This is a genomic window from Deinococcus proteolyticus MRP, from assembly GCF_000190555.1.
GTDB classification, from domain to species: Bacteria; Deinococcota; Deinococci; order Deinococcales; family Deinococcaceae; genus Deinococcus; species Deinococcus proteolyticus.
The window spans coordinates 145148-160988 of record NC_015169.1 but is presented as its reverse complement, the minus strand read 5'-3'; the positions used below and the strand labels follow the sequence as shown (position 1 = coordinate 160988).

Below are 15841 nucleotides of genomic sequence, written 5' to 3'. Positions count from 1 at the left end.
GCGCGGAGGAACTGACGGCCATATCGCCGTCCAGCAGCACCATGCCGCTGGCGTTGCGGTAGGTCAGCACGGTCCCGTCGCTGAGAGTAACCCGCACCTGCGGTTCCTCGGCCAGGCGGCGGCGCTGCTCGGCACTCAACCGGTCCAGCGGTGTGGCGCGCAGATCCAGCTCGTAGGCCTGAGCCTGGCTGCCGGCGGCCGGTCCCGGCCCGTCCTTGGCCGACGGGTCCGTGGCGGGACGCTCCGGCGCGGTATGCAGCACCGCGCCGCCCGGCGCCTGTGTGTCCGGAACCTGCGGCCCTGTGCCCTGACCGCAGCCGGCCAGCAAGAAACCTATGGCGAGCGCAGAGGCCCACCTCCCCTTCCCCCTGATTGTGTTGAACATGCGGCCATTGTGAACGCCGCAGGACTGAGAAGCGTGAAGTTTCTCACATGCCGCAGCGGCCAAACACTACGCCGTTTCAGACAGAGAAAAAGTGTTTCCAAACATCTGAACAGATTTTCAGATATTCTGGCTTCATGAGTCAGCCACAGCCGGTTCAGCTGAACTACCACGTGCAGGGCCTGGACTGCCCGAACTGTGTCCGCACGGTAGACGGCCTGCTGTGCCGCCTGCCCGGCGTGAGCGAGGTGGGCCTCAGCCATACGACGGGGCGGCTCCAGCTGCAGCTGGACGAGGCACAGACCAGCCGCGACACGCTGGAGCGCGAGTTGCGGGCGCTGGGCCACCCCGTCACTCCGGACATGCCAGGGGCTTCCCGGGGGCCTGGGCCCGCCTGGTACGCCACGCCCAAGGGCCGGCTGCTGCTGCTCGGCATGGGTAGTGCGGGACTGGCGGCGCTGGTGGCCCGGCTCTATCCGGCGGGGGCACAGGCAGTCTTCTCGGCGGCGGCGCTGGTGGCGGTGGCCCCGCTGGCCCGCCAGGCCTGGCGGGCAGCGCGGCACGGCAATCCCTTTTCCATCAACACCCTGGTCACGGTGGCCGTGCTGGGGGCCGTGCTGATTGGCGAGGCGGCCGAGGGCGCGGCGGTGGTGGCCCTCTTCGCGTTGGGCGAGTGGCTGGAGGGCTTCGCGGCCGGCCGGGCAAGACAGGGAATCGAGGCGCTGGCCGCGCTGACGCCCCGCACCGCACAGCTGCTGGAGGGAGGCAGCGTGCGCGAGGTCAGCGCCGACACGCTGCAACCGGGGCAGCGCGTGCAGGTGGCCGCCGGAGCGCGGGTGCCGGCCGACGGCGTGATTCGGGCCGGTGCGTCCAACCTGGACGACAGCCCGGTGACCGGAGAGAGCGTGCCGGTCCACAAGGAACCGGGAGCGGCCGTCTACGCCGGCAGCGTGAACGGTGAAGGCGTGCTGGAAATAGAAGTGACCCGCCCGGCCAGCGACGGCACGCTGGCCCGCATCGCCCGGCTGGTGGAACAGGCCGCCGAGGGCAAGGCGCCCACCCAGCGCCTGACCGACCGCTTCAGCCGCCTGTACACGCCGCTGGTGCTGCTGGCCGGCGTGCTCACAGCCACGCTGCCGCCGCTGCTGACCGGGGCCGCGTGGCTGCCCTGGGTGTACAAGGGGCTGGCGCTGCTGCTGATCGGCTGCCCGTGTGCGCTGGTGCTGAGCGTGCCGGCCGCCATGACCAGTGCCCTTAGCGCGGGCGCACGCCGGGGCCTGCTGATCGGCAGCGGCGCGGTCCTGGAAACGCTGGCCGGAGTGCGCACAGTGGCGCTGGACAAGACGGGGACCCTGACCGCCGGCCGCCCGCAGGTCACGGCCGTGCTGGGAGCAGGCACGCTGAGCGAAGACGAGGTGCTGCGCCTGGCCGCTGCGGTGGAGGGCGGCAGCACCCACCCGCTGGCCCAGGCCATTCGGGAAGCGGCGCAGGCGCGGGGCCTGAACGTGCCGGCAGCCACGGCAGCGCAGGCGTTGGGCGGGCGCGGGGTGCAGGCTGTGGTAGAAGGCCAGTCGCTGGGTGTGTCCTCACCGCGCTTTGCAGCGGAGGTGGCCGAGCTGGACCAGGACCTGCGCAGGCACATTGCCGCGCTGGAAGAGGCCGGGCACACTGTCAGCGTGCTGCACTCTGGTACACGGGTGCTGGGAACCGTGGCCCTGCGCGACCAGGCACGTCCCGAAGCGGCCGCCACCCTGGCGCGGCTGCGGGCACTGGGCATGCAGAGCGTGATGCTGACCGGAGACAACGCCCGCACCGCACAGGCGGTGGCCGCCGAGCTGGGCATCGGCCGCGCCGAGGCCGAACTGCTGCCCGAAGACAAGCTGCGCCTCATCGGGGAGCTGCCTGGCCCAGTGGCGATGGTGGGCGACGGTATCAACGACGCTCCGGCGCTGGCCGGTGCGGACGCCGGCATAGCGATGGGCGGCGGCACCGACGTGGCCCTGGAAACGGCCGGGGCGGCGCTGCTGTCCGGGCGGCTGAGCGGCGTGGCCGACCTGCTGGAGCTGGGCCGGGCCACCATGAACAATGTGCGGGTGAACATCGCGCTGGCGCTGGGCCTTAAGGCCGCCTTTTTGGTCACCACGCTGCTGGGCTACACCGGGCTGTGGCTGGCGGTGCTGGCCGATACCGGCGCCACCGTGCTGGTCACGCTGAATGCTCTGCGCCTGCTGGCCTGGCGGCCCACCGGAAGAGAGGGGTGAGGGGAGCAGCGTGGCGCTTCCAAGCTGCTGGGGCGGTCCACGGCTCTGTGCAGGACTGCCCTGTGTTCAAATACAGCGTGTTCAGATACAGCGTGTTCCGACACAGCCGCCAGGATGACCTGCGCGCTGCAGATATGCTTTGCCAGCTGCCGCACTTGACGGTCTGCGGCCACGCGGGGATGTGAGCGGACTGGCTGACCGCCTGGTGGCCCCTACACGGACTCGGCGCAGCTGGACAGAGGGAGGAAGCAGTGGCACGGCGGGGCCCTGGTGCTGGTGTCCGCAGGCTTCATTCCGGACAGTGCCTATCTGCGTCAGGGGCAGCGGACATTTCCAGAGCGGCGGGCCTCTGCAGTTGCCACACCCGATCTGAGCGCTTCTCCAGCGACCTCCATAGGCAGTGATACCTTGATTCAGCGAAAAGCACTAGAAAGGGACTTGGGCGTGTACGATTCACCGGAACAGTTGTATAGGCAGCGCCAGCAGGACGGCCCGGCGCTGCAGGGCACGCAGTCTCAGCAGGCGGTATGTCAGCCACTGAGCCACCACCAGGCTGCTGTTCACGCTGAGAGCCTGGCGCTGGTAGGCAAAGGACGCTCCCATGTCTGAGCGTGTGTCCACAGCCGAAACCGGCGGGCCACCGGACACCTGCGACGTGCGCTGCATTCACCCGGAGGCGGTGGCAGCGGCGCAGCGGGCCATGCCGGGCGGGGACGTGGTGGCCGGCTCGGCGGAGATGTTCCGGCTGCTGGGCGACCCGGGGCGGCTCCGGCTGCTGCTGGCCCTGCGCAGCGGCGAGCTGTGCGTGTGCGACCTGGCCGCCGTGACGGGCGCTTCGGAAAGCAGCGTGAGCCACTCGCTGCGGCTGCTGCGGGCCAGCCGGGCAGTGCGGGCGCGGCGGGAGGGCCGCAACATGTACTACGCCCTGCACGACGGGCACGTGGAGCAGCTGCTGGATATGATGACGGCGCATATGGGAGAACCCGAATGAAAGCCAGGCGGCAGACAGCCGTATTCGCAGCGGGCCTACTGGCACTGCTGGTCCTTGCTGGGGGCTGGTACCTGAGCGAGCGGCGCTGGCTGAGCGACCTGTACTGCTTCGAACAACCGGGGCAGGTATGGAGTCTGGCTCCGCTGCCGGCCAGCATGGCGCCCGAGTGCCCGGCGTCGCGCAGCTACCGCCAAGAGGTGCGCCAGGGCCTGGGCCGGGTGGAGCAGTTCCGCCTGAGCGGCTGGCAGCCCCGCGCCCTGCTCAGCACCTTTACGGACGCCGGCTACCTGCAGCAGACCGACGACCTGCTCAGCGGCGACTATTCTGCCTTTCTGGCCCGCGGCACCGACCGGATTCAGTACAGCGCCGTTCGTCAGGGCAGCGAGACACTGATTACGGTGAGCGGAGTGCCGCAGCGGCCATAAGCCGGACCGGGAGCAATAAAACAGGGCCCCAGCCAGCAGCCGGGGCCCTGTTCCCTGAGAGAAACGCTTAGAGGTTGCCCTTGAGGGTGGTGGCGACCTTAAAGGCCACCTTCTTGCCGGCGGGAATCTGGATCTTCTCGGTGGTGCCGGGCTTCACGCCGGTACGGGCGGCGGTTTCCTTGACGCTCAGGGTGCCCAGGCCGGGCAGACCTACAGCCTGGCCGCCGCGCAGGGCTTCCACGACGGTATCCAGCATGGTGCTCACGGCTTCGTCGGCCTGCTTCTTGGTCAGACCGGTCTGCTCGGCGACCTTCTCCACCAGCTGGGACTTGTTCATCTTTTCCGCAGGAGCTGCTGCGGCTTTGGCTTTGCTCGCTTTTTTCGTCATAGGCGCAGTTTGCACGGGCAACTGCAAAATGTCTAGTCAGCGACACTGTCAGGTAGGCACACAAACCTTATAGAAAGCTTCATTTTACTGTCCCAGGCCGAGTGTGTGAGAGCCGCTAATGTCGTCCACCACGCATCCCCTAAAATTAATGATCAGGTCTGTTCATCCGCTACCGGCAACGGAAGCGGCATGGTGGAGAGATGAGACCGTCTCGCGCTACCCCCACCTCAACACTGTCCTCGGTCTCAGCCTCGCTCCTCCTGGGAAGCTTGCTGACTCTGGGACTCACCGCCTGCGGTGGCACCACGCCGGCCCCCAACCCAGCGCCGACCACAGTCAAAATCAGTGGCGAAGTCGTGCTGCCGCAGACTGCTCTGACGCAGGGAGCCGCCCAGGGAGTCGTAGCACAGAGCGCTGCAGGCGAGGGAACGGCCCCGGCCGACCTTTCAGCTCAGGCCAACTGGGACGCCCCCCATGTGCCCGGTGAGCTGCTGGTCTCCTCCGGCGGCCTTGCCGCCCAAGGTGTCAGCACCCGCCTGAGTGGATTCCAAGCAGAGAGTCTCAGCGATTTGGGCCTTATCCGTGTTCACACGCCAAATCCTGAAGCACTCGCCGGACAACTTGCCGCCGAAGGTATCAGCTCGCAGCCGAACTACATTTACAGCGCCCTGGCGACCCCCAACGACCCCGGCTTTCCCGGTAACGTCGGTATCGGCCAGTGGCACCAAGACTACCTGACACAGGTCGGCGCTGCCGAGGGGTGGGCACAGCTGGGGAGCGCTCCCGCCGGCGTATTGACCGCGGTGCTGGACACTGGCGTGGACCGCAGCCATCCGGACCTGCGGGGACGGCTGATTGGCGGTTACGACACTTGCTCCGTCCTGGCAGGGGGAAACTGCCAGGGTGAAGACACCGACCCTTCGGAACTTCAGTTCGGGCAAGTAGGGCACGGCACGGCCATGACCGGTCTGATTGGAGCTGCCACCAACAATGGTCTGGGCCTGAGCGGGATGACCTGGCAGGGACAGATGGTCCCTATCAAGGTATTCGGCGACGACGGCCAGGCAAATTCTTCTGCGACGACCATTAGCCTGGCGCGTGGCCTGGCCATCGCCACCGATTCGAAGGTCCGTGTCATCAACATGAGCCTGGGCATTCCAGGTGTACAGTCGGACCCGAAGGTCAATGAGCAACTGACACGCGCCGCCGCCGCCGACATCATGATGATTGCTGCGGCCGGCAATACACCCGACCAGGGCCTTTATTTTCCGGCCAACCGGCCCGAAGTCATGGCGGTGGGAGCCGTCAATCCGGCCGGTCAGATGTCGTGCTTCAGTGCCCGGCCGCGGGCCGGCGAAACCCTGGACCTGCTGGCACCGGGCGGCGAAAACGGCTGCGACCGCGCCGCCAGCTGGATTCTGGAACTGACGCCTGGAGACTACCGCCTGGGAGCCGGCACTTCCGAAGCCACCGCCATCACCAGTGGAGCTGCCTCACTGATTCGGGCCGCCTACCCTGGCCTCAGTGCCCTCCAGGTGCGTCAGGCGCTGGTGCAGGGGGGCAAGCCCACGGACTCGGCGCAGCCCCAGCTGAACTTGCCGGGCGCTTTGGCTGTAGCGCAGCAACTCAGCGCCGCCCCCGCTCCTACCCCTCAACCTACCCCGACCACCTACAACCTGACTGTCCAAGCCTACCGGAACGGACAACCCGTTGGCGCCGCTTTCAAGGCGTCGGGCCAGCTGACCTCCCTGAAGTTGCCCTATGAGCTGAATGTCCCTCAGGGCACCTACGAGCTGCGGGCAAAAGTAGACACTTCCAAAGCTTCCTACAGCGGCGCCGCCACGGTGACGGCAACGACCAACACCACTGCCACTATCGCGGTCCAGTAGGCCGCGCACCTCACAAGGTGGGTCAGACCCGCCGCCATGTGGAAGGGAAAGTCTTATGGGCCGTCCCGATTTCATGCCACCAGACCCGAGGCCGAGAGGCTGGCTCGACTTCGTCAGCTCTTTACTGCCAGCCGCTCGGCACCGGCGTACACGGTCAGGCGGCCCCCCCGGGCAAAACCGCACAGCAGCACCCCGAAGGCCTGCGCGGTCTGAGCGGCCAGAGTGGTAGCTGCGCCTACCCCGACCACCGCCCCGATTTCGGCCAGCACCGCTTTCTGGGCAATTTCGTAGCCCAGGCGGCTGCTCAGGACCAGCACGCTGCCGGGCCGGTCCAGCGCCGGACGGCCCAGCGCCCAGCCCACCACCTTGTCGGCGGCGTTGTGACGGCCGATGTCCTCGAATAGACACAGCGGCGTGTTCCTGCCGGGCGCGAAAAGGGCCGCGCCGTGCAGGCCCCCACTGGCCGCGAAGCCGCTCTGCCCGGCCCGCAATTGCTCGGGCAGGGCCGCCAACCAGGCCGGGTCAAGCGCCGGGCGCAGCGGCAGGCCACCGGACCGCAGCAGCAGCCGCTCGATACTGCCGCTGCCGCAGATGCCGCAGGCGCTGGACGCATGCCGGGCTTCGTAGTCGGGCGGCACCTCACCTGCCAGAAACCACAGGTTGGGGTTCTCGGGGTGCGGGGCCACGTCGCCGCGCAGCCCCTCGGCGTGCAGCCAGCCGCGCAGCAGTTCACGGTCCGCGCCGGGCGTCCGCATCAGCACGGCAAGCGGGCGCTCCTGTCCCGCAGGGTCCAGGCCGCGCAGTTCCAGCGGTTCTTCAGCGGCCAGCAGGTCGTCCACAGGAGCGTCCAGGCCGGCACGGCCGAAGCGCCGCACCGGCCAGGACTCGTTCAGGGGCACGGGCCTATTCGCCCCGGCCCTGCTCCTCGCGGGCCTGACGCAGGGCACTGCCCATGCCCCTGAGCAGCCCGAACACGGCCCCCAGCGCCAGCTGCACATCCGGGTCGGCCAGCTGGCGCAGCGCCCCAGCCGGCGTCACGCGCTCGCCGGCTTCAATGCTGCGGGCCGCCTGACGGACCCCGCCGCCCAGGGCACCCAGCAGCACTTCCAGTTCGGCAGGGTCCAGCGAGCCGGCCAGCTTGCCCAGCTCCACCACGTTGCGGATGATGTTGGTGCCGGTTTCTCCGGTCACCTTGTCCAGGGCGGCGGCCGTGAGGCCTTCGCTGCCGCGCATCAGCTTGAGTGCCAGGTCCAGGCCCCCGCGCTGATGCAGTTCAGTCAGCAGTTCCAGGGCCTCGGCCAGGGCCGGCTCGGCCTGAGCGGTCGCTGCGCCCAGTCGCTCGGCAGGGGTGGGCACGTAGGGGGTGTACTCGATTGCTTTTGCCATAAGTTCTCCTCCGCAGCAGGAAGGGGCAGGGGGCGGTCCTTTCCCGGCTTCCCGCCCCGCTGCCCTGTCTCCTGCTCAGTCGTCGCTCCCGAACGCGGCCGCTTCGCCGTGGCTCTCTTCGGCAATGCCGCCCACATAGCTGCCGTCGGGGAAGAAATAATCGTCTCTGGCCCACTTGCGTTCCACCTCTACGCCGCGCTGCGGAGTGGGATGGCCGAAGCGGAAGTTGTGGCGCGGCAGCGGCGAGGCACCGCGCTCACCCAGCACTTCCAGGCGCACCGCCGTGTCCTTGTAGGCCGGCGTGTGGGTAATCGTGTCGCGGTTTTGGCCGGTCAGCAGGTTCACCGAGCCTTCCAGTTCACGCGAGTTCATGGGAATGTAAATCTGCTTGCCGGTGACCCGCTCGGTGACCAGGGCACGCAGCCGCACGGCACCGTTCTTGCTGACCACGCGGACCCAGCTGCCGGTTTCCACGCCGCGCTCGGCGGCCAGCTCGGGGCTGACTTCCACAAAAGCGTCGGGGGTCTTGGCGGCGATGCCGGCCACCCGGAAAGTCATGTTGCCCTCGTGGAAGTGCTCCAGCATCCGGCCCGAGTTCAGCTGCAGGTCGTATTCGGCGTCCGGAACGTTGACCGGCGCCACATATTCGGCCGGCCACAGCCGGGCCTTGCCGCCCTCGAAGTGAAATTCCTCGGTGTAGAGCAGTGGGCTGTCGGTGCCGTCTTCGGCCACGGGCCAGCAGAGGGTGTCGTAGCCCTCCAGGCGGCTGTAGTGCACGCCTGCAAACATCGGGCTGACGCGGGCCACCTCGTCCATGATGTCGCCCGGGTGGGTGTAGTTCCAGCCCTCGGCACCCATCCGCTGCGCCACCGCCTGATAAATCTGCCAGTCGGGTTTGCAGCCGGGCAGCGGCTCCATCACCTGATACAGCCGCTGAATACGCCGCTCGGTCGAGGTGAAGGTGCCTTCTTTTTCCAGAGAAGGCGCAGCGGGGAAAATAACGTCGGCGTAGCGGGCCGTGTTGGTGAAGTACAGGTCCTGCACGACGAACAGTTCCAGCGACTCGTACCCGCGGATCAGGTGGTTCACGTCGGCGTCGGTCAGGCTCATCTCTTCGCCGGTCAGCCACATGGCCTTGAGCCGGCCGTCAATGGCCGCGTCGATCATCTGGGTGTTGTCCAGGCCACGGTCGGGGCGCAGGGTAATGCCCCACTCGGCCTGGATGCGGGCCACCACTTCGGGGTCGGTCACGCGCTGGTAGCCGCTGACCTGGTCGGGCATGGCGCCCATGTCAGAGGTACCCTGCACGTTGTTGTGACCGCGCAGCGGGTAGGCGCCGGTGCCGGGACGGCCGTAGTTGCCGGTGACCAGCAGCAGGTTGGAGATGGCGGTGCTGGTTTCAGACCCGCCGCACTGCTGGGTCACGCCCATCGCCCACATGATGCACACCCGCTTATGCGAGGCGATCATCTCGGCGAGGTTCACCAGGGTCTCCACGCTCCAGCCGGTGGCTTCGGCAGCGTACTCCAGGGTGTAGGGCTCCAGGCTGGCGCGGAATTCGGCCAGGCCATCTACCCGCTCGGCCAGGAACTCCCTGGCTTCCAGGCCGTGGTCCAGGATGTAGCGGCTGACCGCGTTCAGCCAGATAAAGTCGGTGGCCGGCCTCGGCTGCAAGAACAGGTCGGCGCGGCGGGCCAGTTCGTGCTCGCGCAGGTCCACCACCACGATTTTCTGGCGGCCCAGCTTCTGCGCCCGCTTGAGCCGGGTGGCGAGTACCGGGTGGCTCTCGGCCGTATTGGTCCCGACCCCGATGACTAGGTCGGCCTGCTCCAGGTCCTTGATGGTGCCCGAATCTCCGCCGTAGCCCACCGTGCGGACCAGGCCCACCGTGGCGGGGCTCTGGCAGTAGCGCGAGCAGTTGTCCACGTTGTTGGTGCCGATGACCTGGCGGGCGAACTTCTGCACCAGGAACGCTTCTTCGTTGGTGCACTTGCTGGACGCGATAAAGGACAGCGCGTCGGGGCCGTACTGGCCCTTGATTTCGGTCAGGCGGCGGGCCACGTAGTCGAGCGCCTCGTCCCAGCTGGCTTCGCGGAAACGGTCGCCTTCACGAATCAGCGGGGAGGTGAGGCGGTCTTCGCTGTTCACGTAGTCCCAGCCGAACTTGCCCTTCACGCAGGTGGAAATGCCGTTGGCCGCGCCCTGCTGCGGCTCCACCTTCAGGATGTGGCGGCCTTTGGTCCACACGTCGAACGAGCAGCCCACGCCGCAGTAGGTGCACACGGTCTTGGTGCGCTCAATGTAGCCCTCGCGGGCCTGCGACTCCACTTCGGAAATGCCCAGAATCGCTTCCAGGCCGGTGCTGGGTTCTACAGCCTTGACCGCTTCCACCGCCGAGTTGAACACCGGCAGCGGCAGGTCGGTCATCAGGCCGGCTTCGCCCAGCATGCTCTTTTCCATCAGGGCGTTGCAGGGGCAGACGGTAATGCAGTGGCCGCAGCTCACGCAGCTGCTCTCACCGATGGGCTTGCCGCCGTCCCACAGCACACGCGGCTGCTCGGCTTCCCAGTTGATGCTGAGCGTTTCGTTGACCTGCACGTTCTGGCAGGCTTCCACGCAGCGCCCGCACAGGATGCACTGGTCGGGGTCGTAGCGGTAGAAGGGGTTGGAAAAGTCCTTCTCGTAGCCCTTGGGGTGATAGGGCCGGTGCTGATGCTCCAGCCGCAGGGTGCTGAGGGTGTTGTGCACCGCACAGTTGCCGTTGTTGTTGTCGCAGACGGTGCAGTACAGCACGTGGTTGGCAATCAGGCGGTCGTAGGCGTCGCGCTGCACACTGCGGGCGGCTTCGGTCTGGGTGCGGACCACCTGCCCGGCCTGCACCGGGGTGCCGCAGGCGCGGGTCAGCTGGCCGTCAATCTCTACCGTGCAGGTGTCGCACGACTGAATGGGGCCCAGCTGCGGGTGGTAGCACACCTGCGCCAGCTCGGTGCCGGAACGGTTGATGACGTCCAGCAGCGGCTCGCCCAGCTGCGCCGGGTAGGCCACGCCGTCAATGCTGACCTCGACCCATTCGCCACTTTTGGGGTGCAGCGGGCCAGGCGGAAAAAGCAGCTCGGCGGTGGGCTCTTTGGGCCCGATGTTGTTGGTGCTGACGTTGTCCGTGCCAGCGCCGGAATGCTGGGTGCCGGAATGCTGAGTGCCGGGGTCGTGGGGGAAGCCGGGGTCATTGGATTGGGTCACGGCGGGGTCACCTTTCATGTCGTAGAAACTGAACGGCTGGGAGAAAATTGGCCGAAGTGAGCGGGCCCCCACTATACGCCAGCTGCACCCGCACAGACGCTGAAAAAATCACCCTTGTCAGGCACTGCACCAGGCGCTGCAGCACCCGGCCCCGCCAGCGACAACTTTCTGTTCTTGGGCAGTGCAGGCAGCGGGGCAGCTTCGCCCCTTCACCTCATGCTGACTCTCAGCTTGTGGGCGCACATCCACCCGCCCGCCGCAACTGGCGACCTGCAGAAGCGGAGGCGCACTGGCCTGCCCAGGGAAAAACCTAGCGGCCAGGAAGAAACTTAATCCTGCACAAAGGAATCCCGCGTGTGAGCGGGGAGCGCCGCTGCTAGGCTGCGGCATGACCCAGACCACTTCTCAAGGGTCCGTAGACCTTCAGGCTCCGCCCAGCGTGCGGGTAGAACTGAGGGTCAACGGGCAGAACAGGTCGCTCGACCTCGACCCCCGCGTCTCTCTGCTGGACGCTCTGCGCGAACACCTGGGCCTGACCGGCACCAAGAAAGGCTGTGATCACGGGCAGTGCGGGGCCTGCACGGTGCTGGTGAACGGCGAGCGCCTGAACTCCTGCCTGTCGCTGGCCGTGATGCATGACGGCGACGAAGTCACCACCATCGAGGGCCTGGGCACGCCCGACGACCTGCACCCCATGCAGGCGGCATTCGTGGAGTGCGACGGCTTTCAGTGCGGCTACTGCACGCCGGGCCAGATTATGTCCGCCGTGGGCACCCTGGATGAGCTGCGGCGCGGCATTCCCAGCCACGTGACCGCCGACCTGGAGCAGGTCCAGTTCTCGGACACCGAGCTGCGTGAGCGCCTGAGCGGCAACATCTGCCGCTGCGCCGCCTACCCCAACATCATTCAGGCTGTGCGCTCGGTGCATGAAGGAGGACAGGAATGAAGGCCTTCGAATATGTCCGCGCCGAGAACGCTGCCCAGGCGCCCGGCCTGCTGGCAGAGGGCGGCAAGTACCTGGCCGGCGGCACCAACCTGCTGGACCTGATGAAACTGCAAATCGAGGCGCCGGCGCAGCTGGTGGACCTCAACCGCAGCGACCTGGCCGACATTACCGAGACAGAGGACGGCGGCCTGCGCATCGGCGCGCTGGTCCGCAACACCGAGTTGGCCGCGCATCCCCGCGTGCGTGCAGACTACGCCGTGCTGAGCCGCGCCATCCTGGCCGGGGCGTCGGGGCAGATTCGCAACCGGGCCACCACGGCCGGCAACCTGCTGCAGCGGACCCGCTGCCCGTACTTCTACGACACCAACCTGCCGTGCAACAAGCGCGAACCCGGCAGCGGCTGCGGCGCGCTGGAGGGCTTCAGCCGTTCACTGGCGGTGATTGGCACCAGCGAGCACTGCATCGCCAACTACCCCGGCGACATGGCGGTGGCGCTGCGGGTGCTGGACGCGGCCATCCAGACCGTGAAGGCGGACGGCAGCGAGCGCGAAATTCCGGTGGCGGAGTTCCACCGGCTGCCGGGCGACACCCCCCACATCGAGACAGTGCTGGAACCCGGCGAGCTGATTACGTCGGTCACGCTGCCGGCGCCGCTGGGCGGCCAGCACGTTTATCTCAAGGCCCGCGACCGGCAGTCGTACGCGTTCGCGCTGGTGTCGGTGGCTGCGGTGGTCTCGCCGGACGGCGCCCGCCTGGCGTTCGGCGGCGTGGCCCCCAAGCCCTGGCGGGTGGAAAGCGCCGAGGCCCGCTGGAGCGAGGGCGCGCAGGCCGTGACCGATGAAGCCTTCAGGGACGCCCGGCCCACCGCGCAGAACGCCTTCAAGCTGGACCTGGCCCGCCGCTTGGTGCAGGCCGTTATGAACGAGACCGGGCCGAACGTGGCCCAGACAGATGAGGCCCGGACAGACAAGGCTCAGAACACTCAGAAAGGAGGCGCAGCGTGAGTGGCAACAAATTCGACGCGCCCGCCGGAATCAGTCCGCTGGACCAGGAAAAGGTGCTGGCCCGACCGCACCCCCGCAAAGAAGGCCCCCTGAAAGTGACCGGGCAGGCCACCTACGCCTACGAGTACAGCGCCGAGCCGGAACTGCAGGGCGCGGCCTACGGCTATCTGGTGGGAGCTGGCGTGGCACGTGGACAGGTCAAATCCATCGACACGGGCGCCGCCGAAGCGATGCCCGGCGTGCTGCTGGTGCTGACCCACGGCAACATGCCCCAGCAGGGCGAGAGCGAGACCCCGGTGCCCCAGGAGGACGGCGCCACCCCGCAGATGCCCGACCCCGAGGTGGACTACTATCACCAGGCGGTGGCCTTTGTGGTGGCCGAAACCTTCGAGCAGGCCCGCGCCGCCGCCGAGGCCCTGGTAATCGAGTACGCGGACCAGACGCCCGAGGGCGACTACGTCCTGGCCGAGGTGATGGAAGATGCTGAAAAGGCCGGCAGCGACGAGGAGAGCAAGGACCAGCGGGTGGGCGACTTCGCCGGGGCTTTCGGGCGGGCCGATGTGCAGCTGGACGTGACCTACACCACGCCCGACCAGTCGCACGCGATGCTGGAACCGCACGCCTCGCTGGCCGTGTGGGACGAGGCGGGTGAGGCGCTGACGCTGTACACCTCCAACCAGATGGTCCACTGGGTGCAGCGCGGCGTAGCGAAGACGCTGCAGCTTCAGCCAAGTGATGTCCACATCGTGTCGCGTTATATCGGCGGGGGCTTCGGCTCCAAGCTGATGTTCTACGGCGACGCCGTGCTGAGCGCCGTGGCCGCCCGCAAGCTGGGCCGCCCGGTCAAGTGCGCCCTGACGCGCCCGCAAATCTTCAACCACACCAGCCACCGCCCCGCTACCATTCAGCGCATCCGTCTGGGCACGGACGGTGACGGCCGGATTCACGCCATCGGGCACGATTCGTACTCGGGCAACCTGCCCGGTGGCAGCGCCGAAACCGCCAGCCACCAGACCAAGTTGCTGTACGCCGGCGAGAACCGCCTGATTCGCCAGCGCCTGAGCGAACTGCACCTGCCGCCCGGCGGCTCTATGCGCGCACCGGGCGAAGCGGTCGGCATGCTGGCCCTGGAATGCGCCGTGGACGAGCTGGCCGAGAAGTTGGAAATGGACCCCATCGAACTACGCGTGCTGAACGATATCGGCTACGACCCGGAAAAAGGCCCCCAGCGGCCCTTTTCCAGCCGCCGCCTGGTGGACTGCTTGCAGCGCGGCGCCGAAGCGTTCGGCTGGGAACGCCGCTCGGCGCAGCCCGGCAGCGTGCGCGACGGCGAGTGGCTGGTCGGCCTGGGGGTGGCCTCGGCCTTCCGCAGCAATCAGGTCAAGCCCAGCGGCGCTACCGTGCGGCTGGAAAAGGGCGGCAAGGTCACGGTCGAAACCCAGATGACCGACATCGGCACCGGGTCGTACACCATCTTGGGCCAGACGGCCGCCGAAATGCTGGGCGTCCGACTGGAAGACGTGGAAGTGCGCCTGGGCGACTCCGACTTTCCCAAATCGAGTGGGTCGGGCGGCTCCTGGGGGGCCAACAGCGCCGGCACCGGCGTGTACTACGCTGCCGACGAGCTGCGCAGCAAGATTGCCAAGGCGGCCGGCTACGACCCCAAAAAGGCCGTGTTCAAAGACGGCGAGGTGTGGGAGGACAACAAATGCACCCTGCTGGGCGTGGTGGCGGCCAAGGCGCCCGAGCCCCTTGAGGCCACCGTGAACGCCACTTTTGGAGACCTGGATAAGCAGTACGCGCAGGCCAGCTTCGGGGCGCACTTCTGCGAGGTGGGCGTGCACCGCGTGACCGGCGAAATCCGCGTGCGCCGGATGCTGAGCGTGGCGGCAGCCGGGCGCATTTTCAACCCAGTGACGGCCCGCAGCCAGTGCCTGGGCGGCATGACCATGGGTATCGGCGCGGCGCTGATGGAAGAGCTGCACGTGGACGACCACCTGGGCCTGTTCATCAACCACGACCTGGCCGAATACCATGTGCCGGTCCACGCCGACATCCCCGACCTGGACGTCATCTTCCTGGAAGAGCTGGACGACAAGTCCTCGCCGCTCAAGGGCAAGGGCGTGGGCGAGCTGGGTATCTGCGGGGTGGGAGCGGCCGTCGCCAACGCGGTTTATAACGCGTCCGGCGTGCGGATTCGGAACTATCCCCTGACCGTGGACAAAGTCCTGGCCGGCTGGGCCGAGCAGGCGGCCCTGCAGGCGCGGGCAGGCGACTGAGCCGGAACGCAGCGGGCGGGCAGCGGGCCGCCGTCCTGCTGGCCGCCGGCCGGGGGGAGCGGATGCAGGCGTCCGGCTCCCCTTTTGCCGGCGTTCCCAAGCCGCTGGTGCCGCTGGCCGGCCGGCCGCTGTGCCGCCACGCCGCCGAAACTCTGGCCGGGGCTGGCGACACCCTGCGGCTGGCCGTGGTGCCGCCCGGACAGGCAGGCGAAGCGGTGCAGGCCGCGCTGGAGGGGCTGGATTACCGCTGTGTGACCAACCCGCAGCCGGGACGCGGGCTGCTGTCGTCGTTTCAGGCGGCGGCGGCGGCACTGCCCGCCGGGCTGGACGGGGCCGTGTTTGCCCTGGCCGACATGCCACTGGTCAGCCTGGCGACCCACCGGGCCCTCCGGGAAGCGGCCACGCAGGCAGCGGCCGCCCAGTGTGTGTACGGTGGCGTGAGCGCTCCCCCCTTGTGGCTGCCCGCCCACCTCTTCCCCGCGCTGCTGGCGCTGCCGGACGCCGACAACGGCCCACGGGCACTGCTGCGCGGACCGGACGTGGTGCGGGTGCCGCGCCCGGTGGCCGAACTGCTGGACGTAGACACCCCGCAGGCGCTGGCCCAGGCGGAGGCCAGACTGCCCCACCCGCACTCTGCACGCTAGGCTGGA

Annotated in this window: 13 protein-coding genes; 8 read left to right on the top strand and 5 right to left on the bottom strand. The window is 68.0% G+C overall.

The window, feature by feature from the left end; genetic code table 11:
* The first annotated feature begins 519 nt into the window (after nucleotides 1–519).
* The gene (locus DEIPR_RS10945) at nucleotides 520–2643 is read left to right on the top strand and encodes a heavy metal translocating P-type ATPase (protein WP_013623022.1); all 2124 of its coding nucleotides are present in this window, start codon (nucleotides 520–522) and stop codon (nucleotides 2641–2643) included.
* A gap of 453 nt (nucleotides 2644–3096) precedes the next feature.
* On the opposite strand, the gene DEIPR_RS14200 is transcribed toward DEIPR_RS10945, so the two are convergent.
* Complete coding sequence (locus DEIPR_RS14200; protein WP_169310705.1) at nucleotides 3097–3246, bottom strand: hypothetical protein; 150 nt, start codon at nucleotides 3244–3246, stop codon at nucleotides 3097–3099.
* Here DEIPR_RS14200 and DEIPR_RS10940 point away from each other — a divergent pair.
* Together DEIPR_RS10940 and DEIPR_RS10935 are read left to right on the top strand one after the other, a co-directional pair.
* Complete coding sequence (locus tag DEIPR_RS10940) at nucleotides 3245–3634, top strand: ArsR/SmtB family transcription factor (protein ID WP_013623021.1); 390 nt, start codon at nucleotides 3245–3247, stop codon at nucleotides 3632–3634. The two genes, DEIPR_RS14200 and DEIPR_RS10940, sit on opposite strands and share 2 nt — an antisense overlap.
* Nucleotides 3631–4059, top strand: coding sequence for a hypothetical protein (locus DEIPR_RS10935; RefSeq protein WP_013623020.1), 429 nt, complete (start codon nucleotides 3631–3633; stop codon nucleotides 4057–4059). The genes DEIPR_RS10940 and DEIPR_RS10935 overlap by 4 nt, the downstream gene beginning before the upstream one ends.
* Before the next feature lie 67 nt (nucleotides 4060–4126).
* Here DEIPR_RS10935 and DEIPR_RS10930 read toward each other — a convergent pair whose 3' ends face one another.
* Entirely contained in the window at nucleotides 4127–4447 is a 321-nt protein-coding gene (locus DEIPR_RS10930) for an HU family DNA-binding protein (RefSeq protein ID WP_041222962.1), read from the bottom strand.
* A 269-nt stretch (nucleotides 4448–4716) separates the two neighbouring features.
* On the opposite strand from DEIPR_RS10930, the gene DEIPR_RS10925 reads away from it, so the two are divergent.
* Nucleotides 4717–6336 (top strand): S8 family peptidase, encoded by a 1620-nt coding sequence (locus DEIPR_RS10925; RefSeq protein WP_049775286.1) that lies wholly within the window; start codon nucleotides 4717–4719, stop codon nucleotides 6334–6336.
* A gap of 113 nt (nucleotides 6337–6449) precedes the next feature.
* On the opposite strand, the gene DEIPR_RS10920 is transcribed toward DEIPR_RS10925, so the two are convergent.
* The 3 genes from DEIPR_RS10920 to fdhF all read right to left on the bottom strand — a co-directional run bounded on the left by DEIPR_RS10920 (nucleotide 6450) and on the right by fdhF (nucleotide 10980).
* Complete coding sequence (locus DEIPR_RS10920; RefSeq protein WP_013623017.1) at nucleotides 6450–7235, bottom strand: formate dehydrogenase accessory sulfurtransferase FdhD; 786 nt, start codon at nucleotides 7233–7235, stop codon at nucleotides 6450–6452.
* Between the two features lie 4 nt (nucleotides 7236–7239).
* Nucleotides 7240–7722, bottom strand: coding sequence for a helical membrane plugin domain-containing protein (locus DEIPR_RS10915; protein ID WP_013623016.1), 483 nt, complete (start codon nucleotides 7720–7722; stop codon nucleotides 7240–7242).
* Between the two features lie 75 nt (nucleotides 7723–7797).
* Entirely contained in the window at nucleotides 7798–10980 is a 3183-nt protein-coding gene (fdhF, locus tag DEIPR_RS10910) for a formate dehydrogenase subunit alpha (RefSeq protein WP_013623015.1), read from the bottom strand.
* 370 nt (nucleotides 10981–11350) lie between these two features.
* Here fdhF and DEIPR_RS10905 point away from each other — a divergent pair, with 370 nt between their 5' ends.
* Genes DEIPR_RS10905 through DEIPR_RS10890 form a run of 4 tightly spaced genes read left to right on the top strand, consistent with a single transcriptional unit; the run spans nucleotide 11351 to nucleotide 15835 of the window.
* Entirely contained in the window at nucleotides 11351–11908 is a 558-nt protein-coding gene (locus DEIPR_RS10905; RefSeq protein WP_013623014.1) for a 2Fe-2S iron-sulfur cluster-binding protein, read from the top strand.
* Nucleotides 11905–12912 (top strand): FAD binding domain-containing protein, encoded by a 1008-nt coding sequence (locus tag DEIPR_RS10900; RefSeq protein WP_013623013.1) that lies wholly within the window; start codon nucleotides 11905–11907, stop codon nucleotides 12910–12912. Before DEIPR_RS10905 ends, DEIPR_RS10900 begins: the two co-directional genes overlap by 4 nt.
* Nucleotides 12909–15191, top strand: coding sequence for a xanthine dehydrogenase family protein molybdopterin-binding subunit (locus DEIPR_RS10895; protein ID WP_013623012.1), 2283 nt, complete (start codon nucleotides 12909–12911; stop codon nucleotides 15189–15191). Before DEIPR_RS10900 ends, DEIPR_RS10895 begins: the two co-directional genes overlap by 4 nt.
* Nucleotides 15149–15835 carry a nucleotidyltransferase family protein gene (locus DEIPR_RS10890; protein WP_342626731.1) on the top strand — a complete coding sequence of 229 codons (687 nt, stop codon included), beginning with the start codon at nucleotides 15149–15151 and terminating at the stop codon, nucleotides 15833–15835. The genes DEIPR_RS10895 and DEIPR_RS10890 overlap by 43 nt, the downstream gene beginning before the upstream one ends.
* Nucleotides 15836–15841: the final 6 nt, after the last annotated feature.

What these genes read in the sequence shown, in the direction of transcription:
- DEIPR_RS10945 (WP_013623022.1), top strand. Translation starts at nt 520, where the DNA reads ATGAGTCAGCCACAGCCGGTTCAGCTGAACTACCACGTGCAGGGCCTG.
- DEIPR_RS10940 (WP_013623021.1), top strand. Translation starts at nt 3,245, where the DNA reads ATGTCTGAGCGTGTGTCCACAGCCGAAACCGGCGGGCCACCGGACACC.
- DEIPR_RS14200 (WP_169310705.1), bottom strand. Translation starts at nt 3,246, where the DNA reads ATGGGAGCGTCCTTTGCCTACCAGCGCCAGGCTCTCAGCGTGAACAGC.
- DEIPR_RS10935 (WP_013623020.1), top strand. Translation starts at nt 3,631, where the DNA reads ATGAAAGCCAGGCGGCAGACAGCCGTATTCGCAGCGGGCCTACTGGCA.
- DEIPR_RS10930 (WP_041222962.1), bottom strand. Translation starts at nt 4,447, where the DNA reads ATGACGAAAAAAGCGAGCAAAGCCAAAGCCGCAGCAGCTCCTGCGGAA.
- DEIPR_RS10915 (WP_013623016.1), bottom strand. Translation starts at nt 7,722, where the DNA reads ATGGCAAAAGCAATCGAGTACACCCCCTACGTGCCCACCCCTGCCGAG.
- fdhF (WP_013623015.1), bottom strand. Translation starts at nt 10,980, where the DNA reads ATGAAAGGTGACCCCGCCGTGACCCAATCCAATGACCCCGGCTTCCCC.
- DEIPR_RS10905 (WP_013623014.1), top strand. Translation starts at nt 11,351, where the DNA reads ATGACCCAGACCACTTCTCAAGGGTCCGTAGACCTTCAGGCTCCGCCC.
- DEIPR_RS10900 (WP_013623013.1), top strand. Translation starts at nt 11,905, where the DNA reads ATGAAGGCCTTCGAATATGTCCGCGCCGAGAACGCTGCCCAGGCGCCC.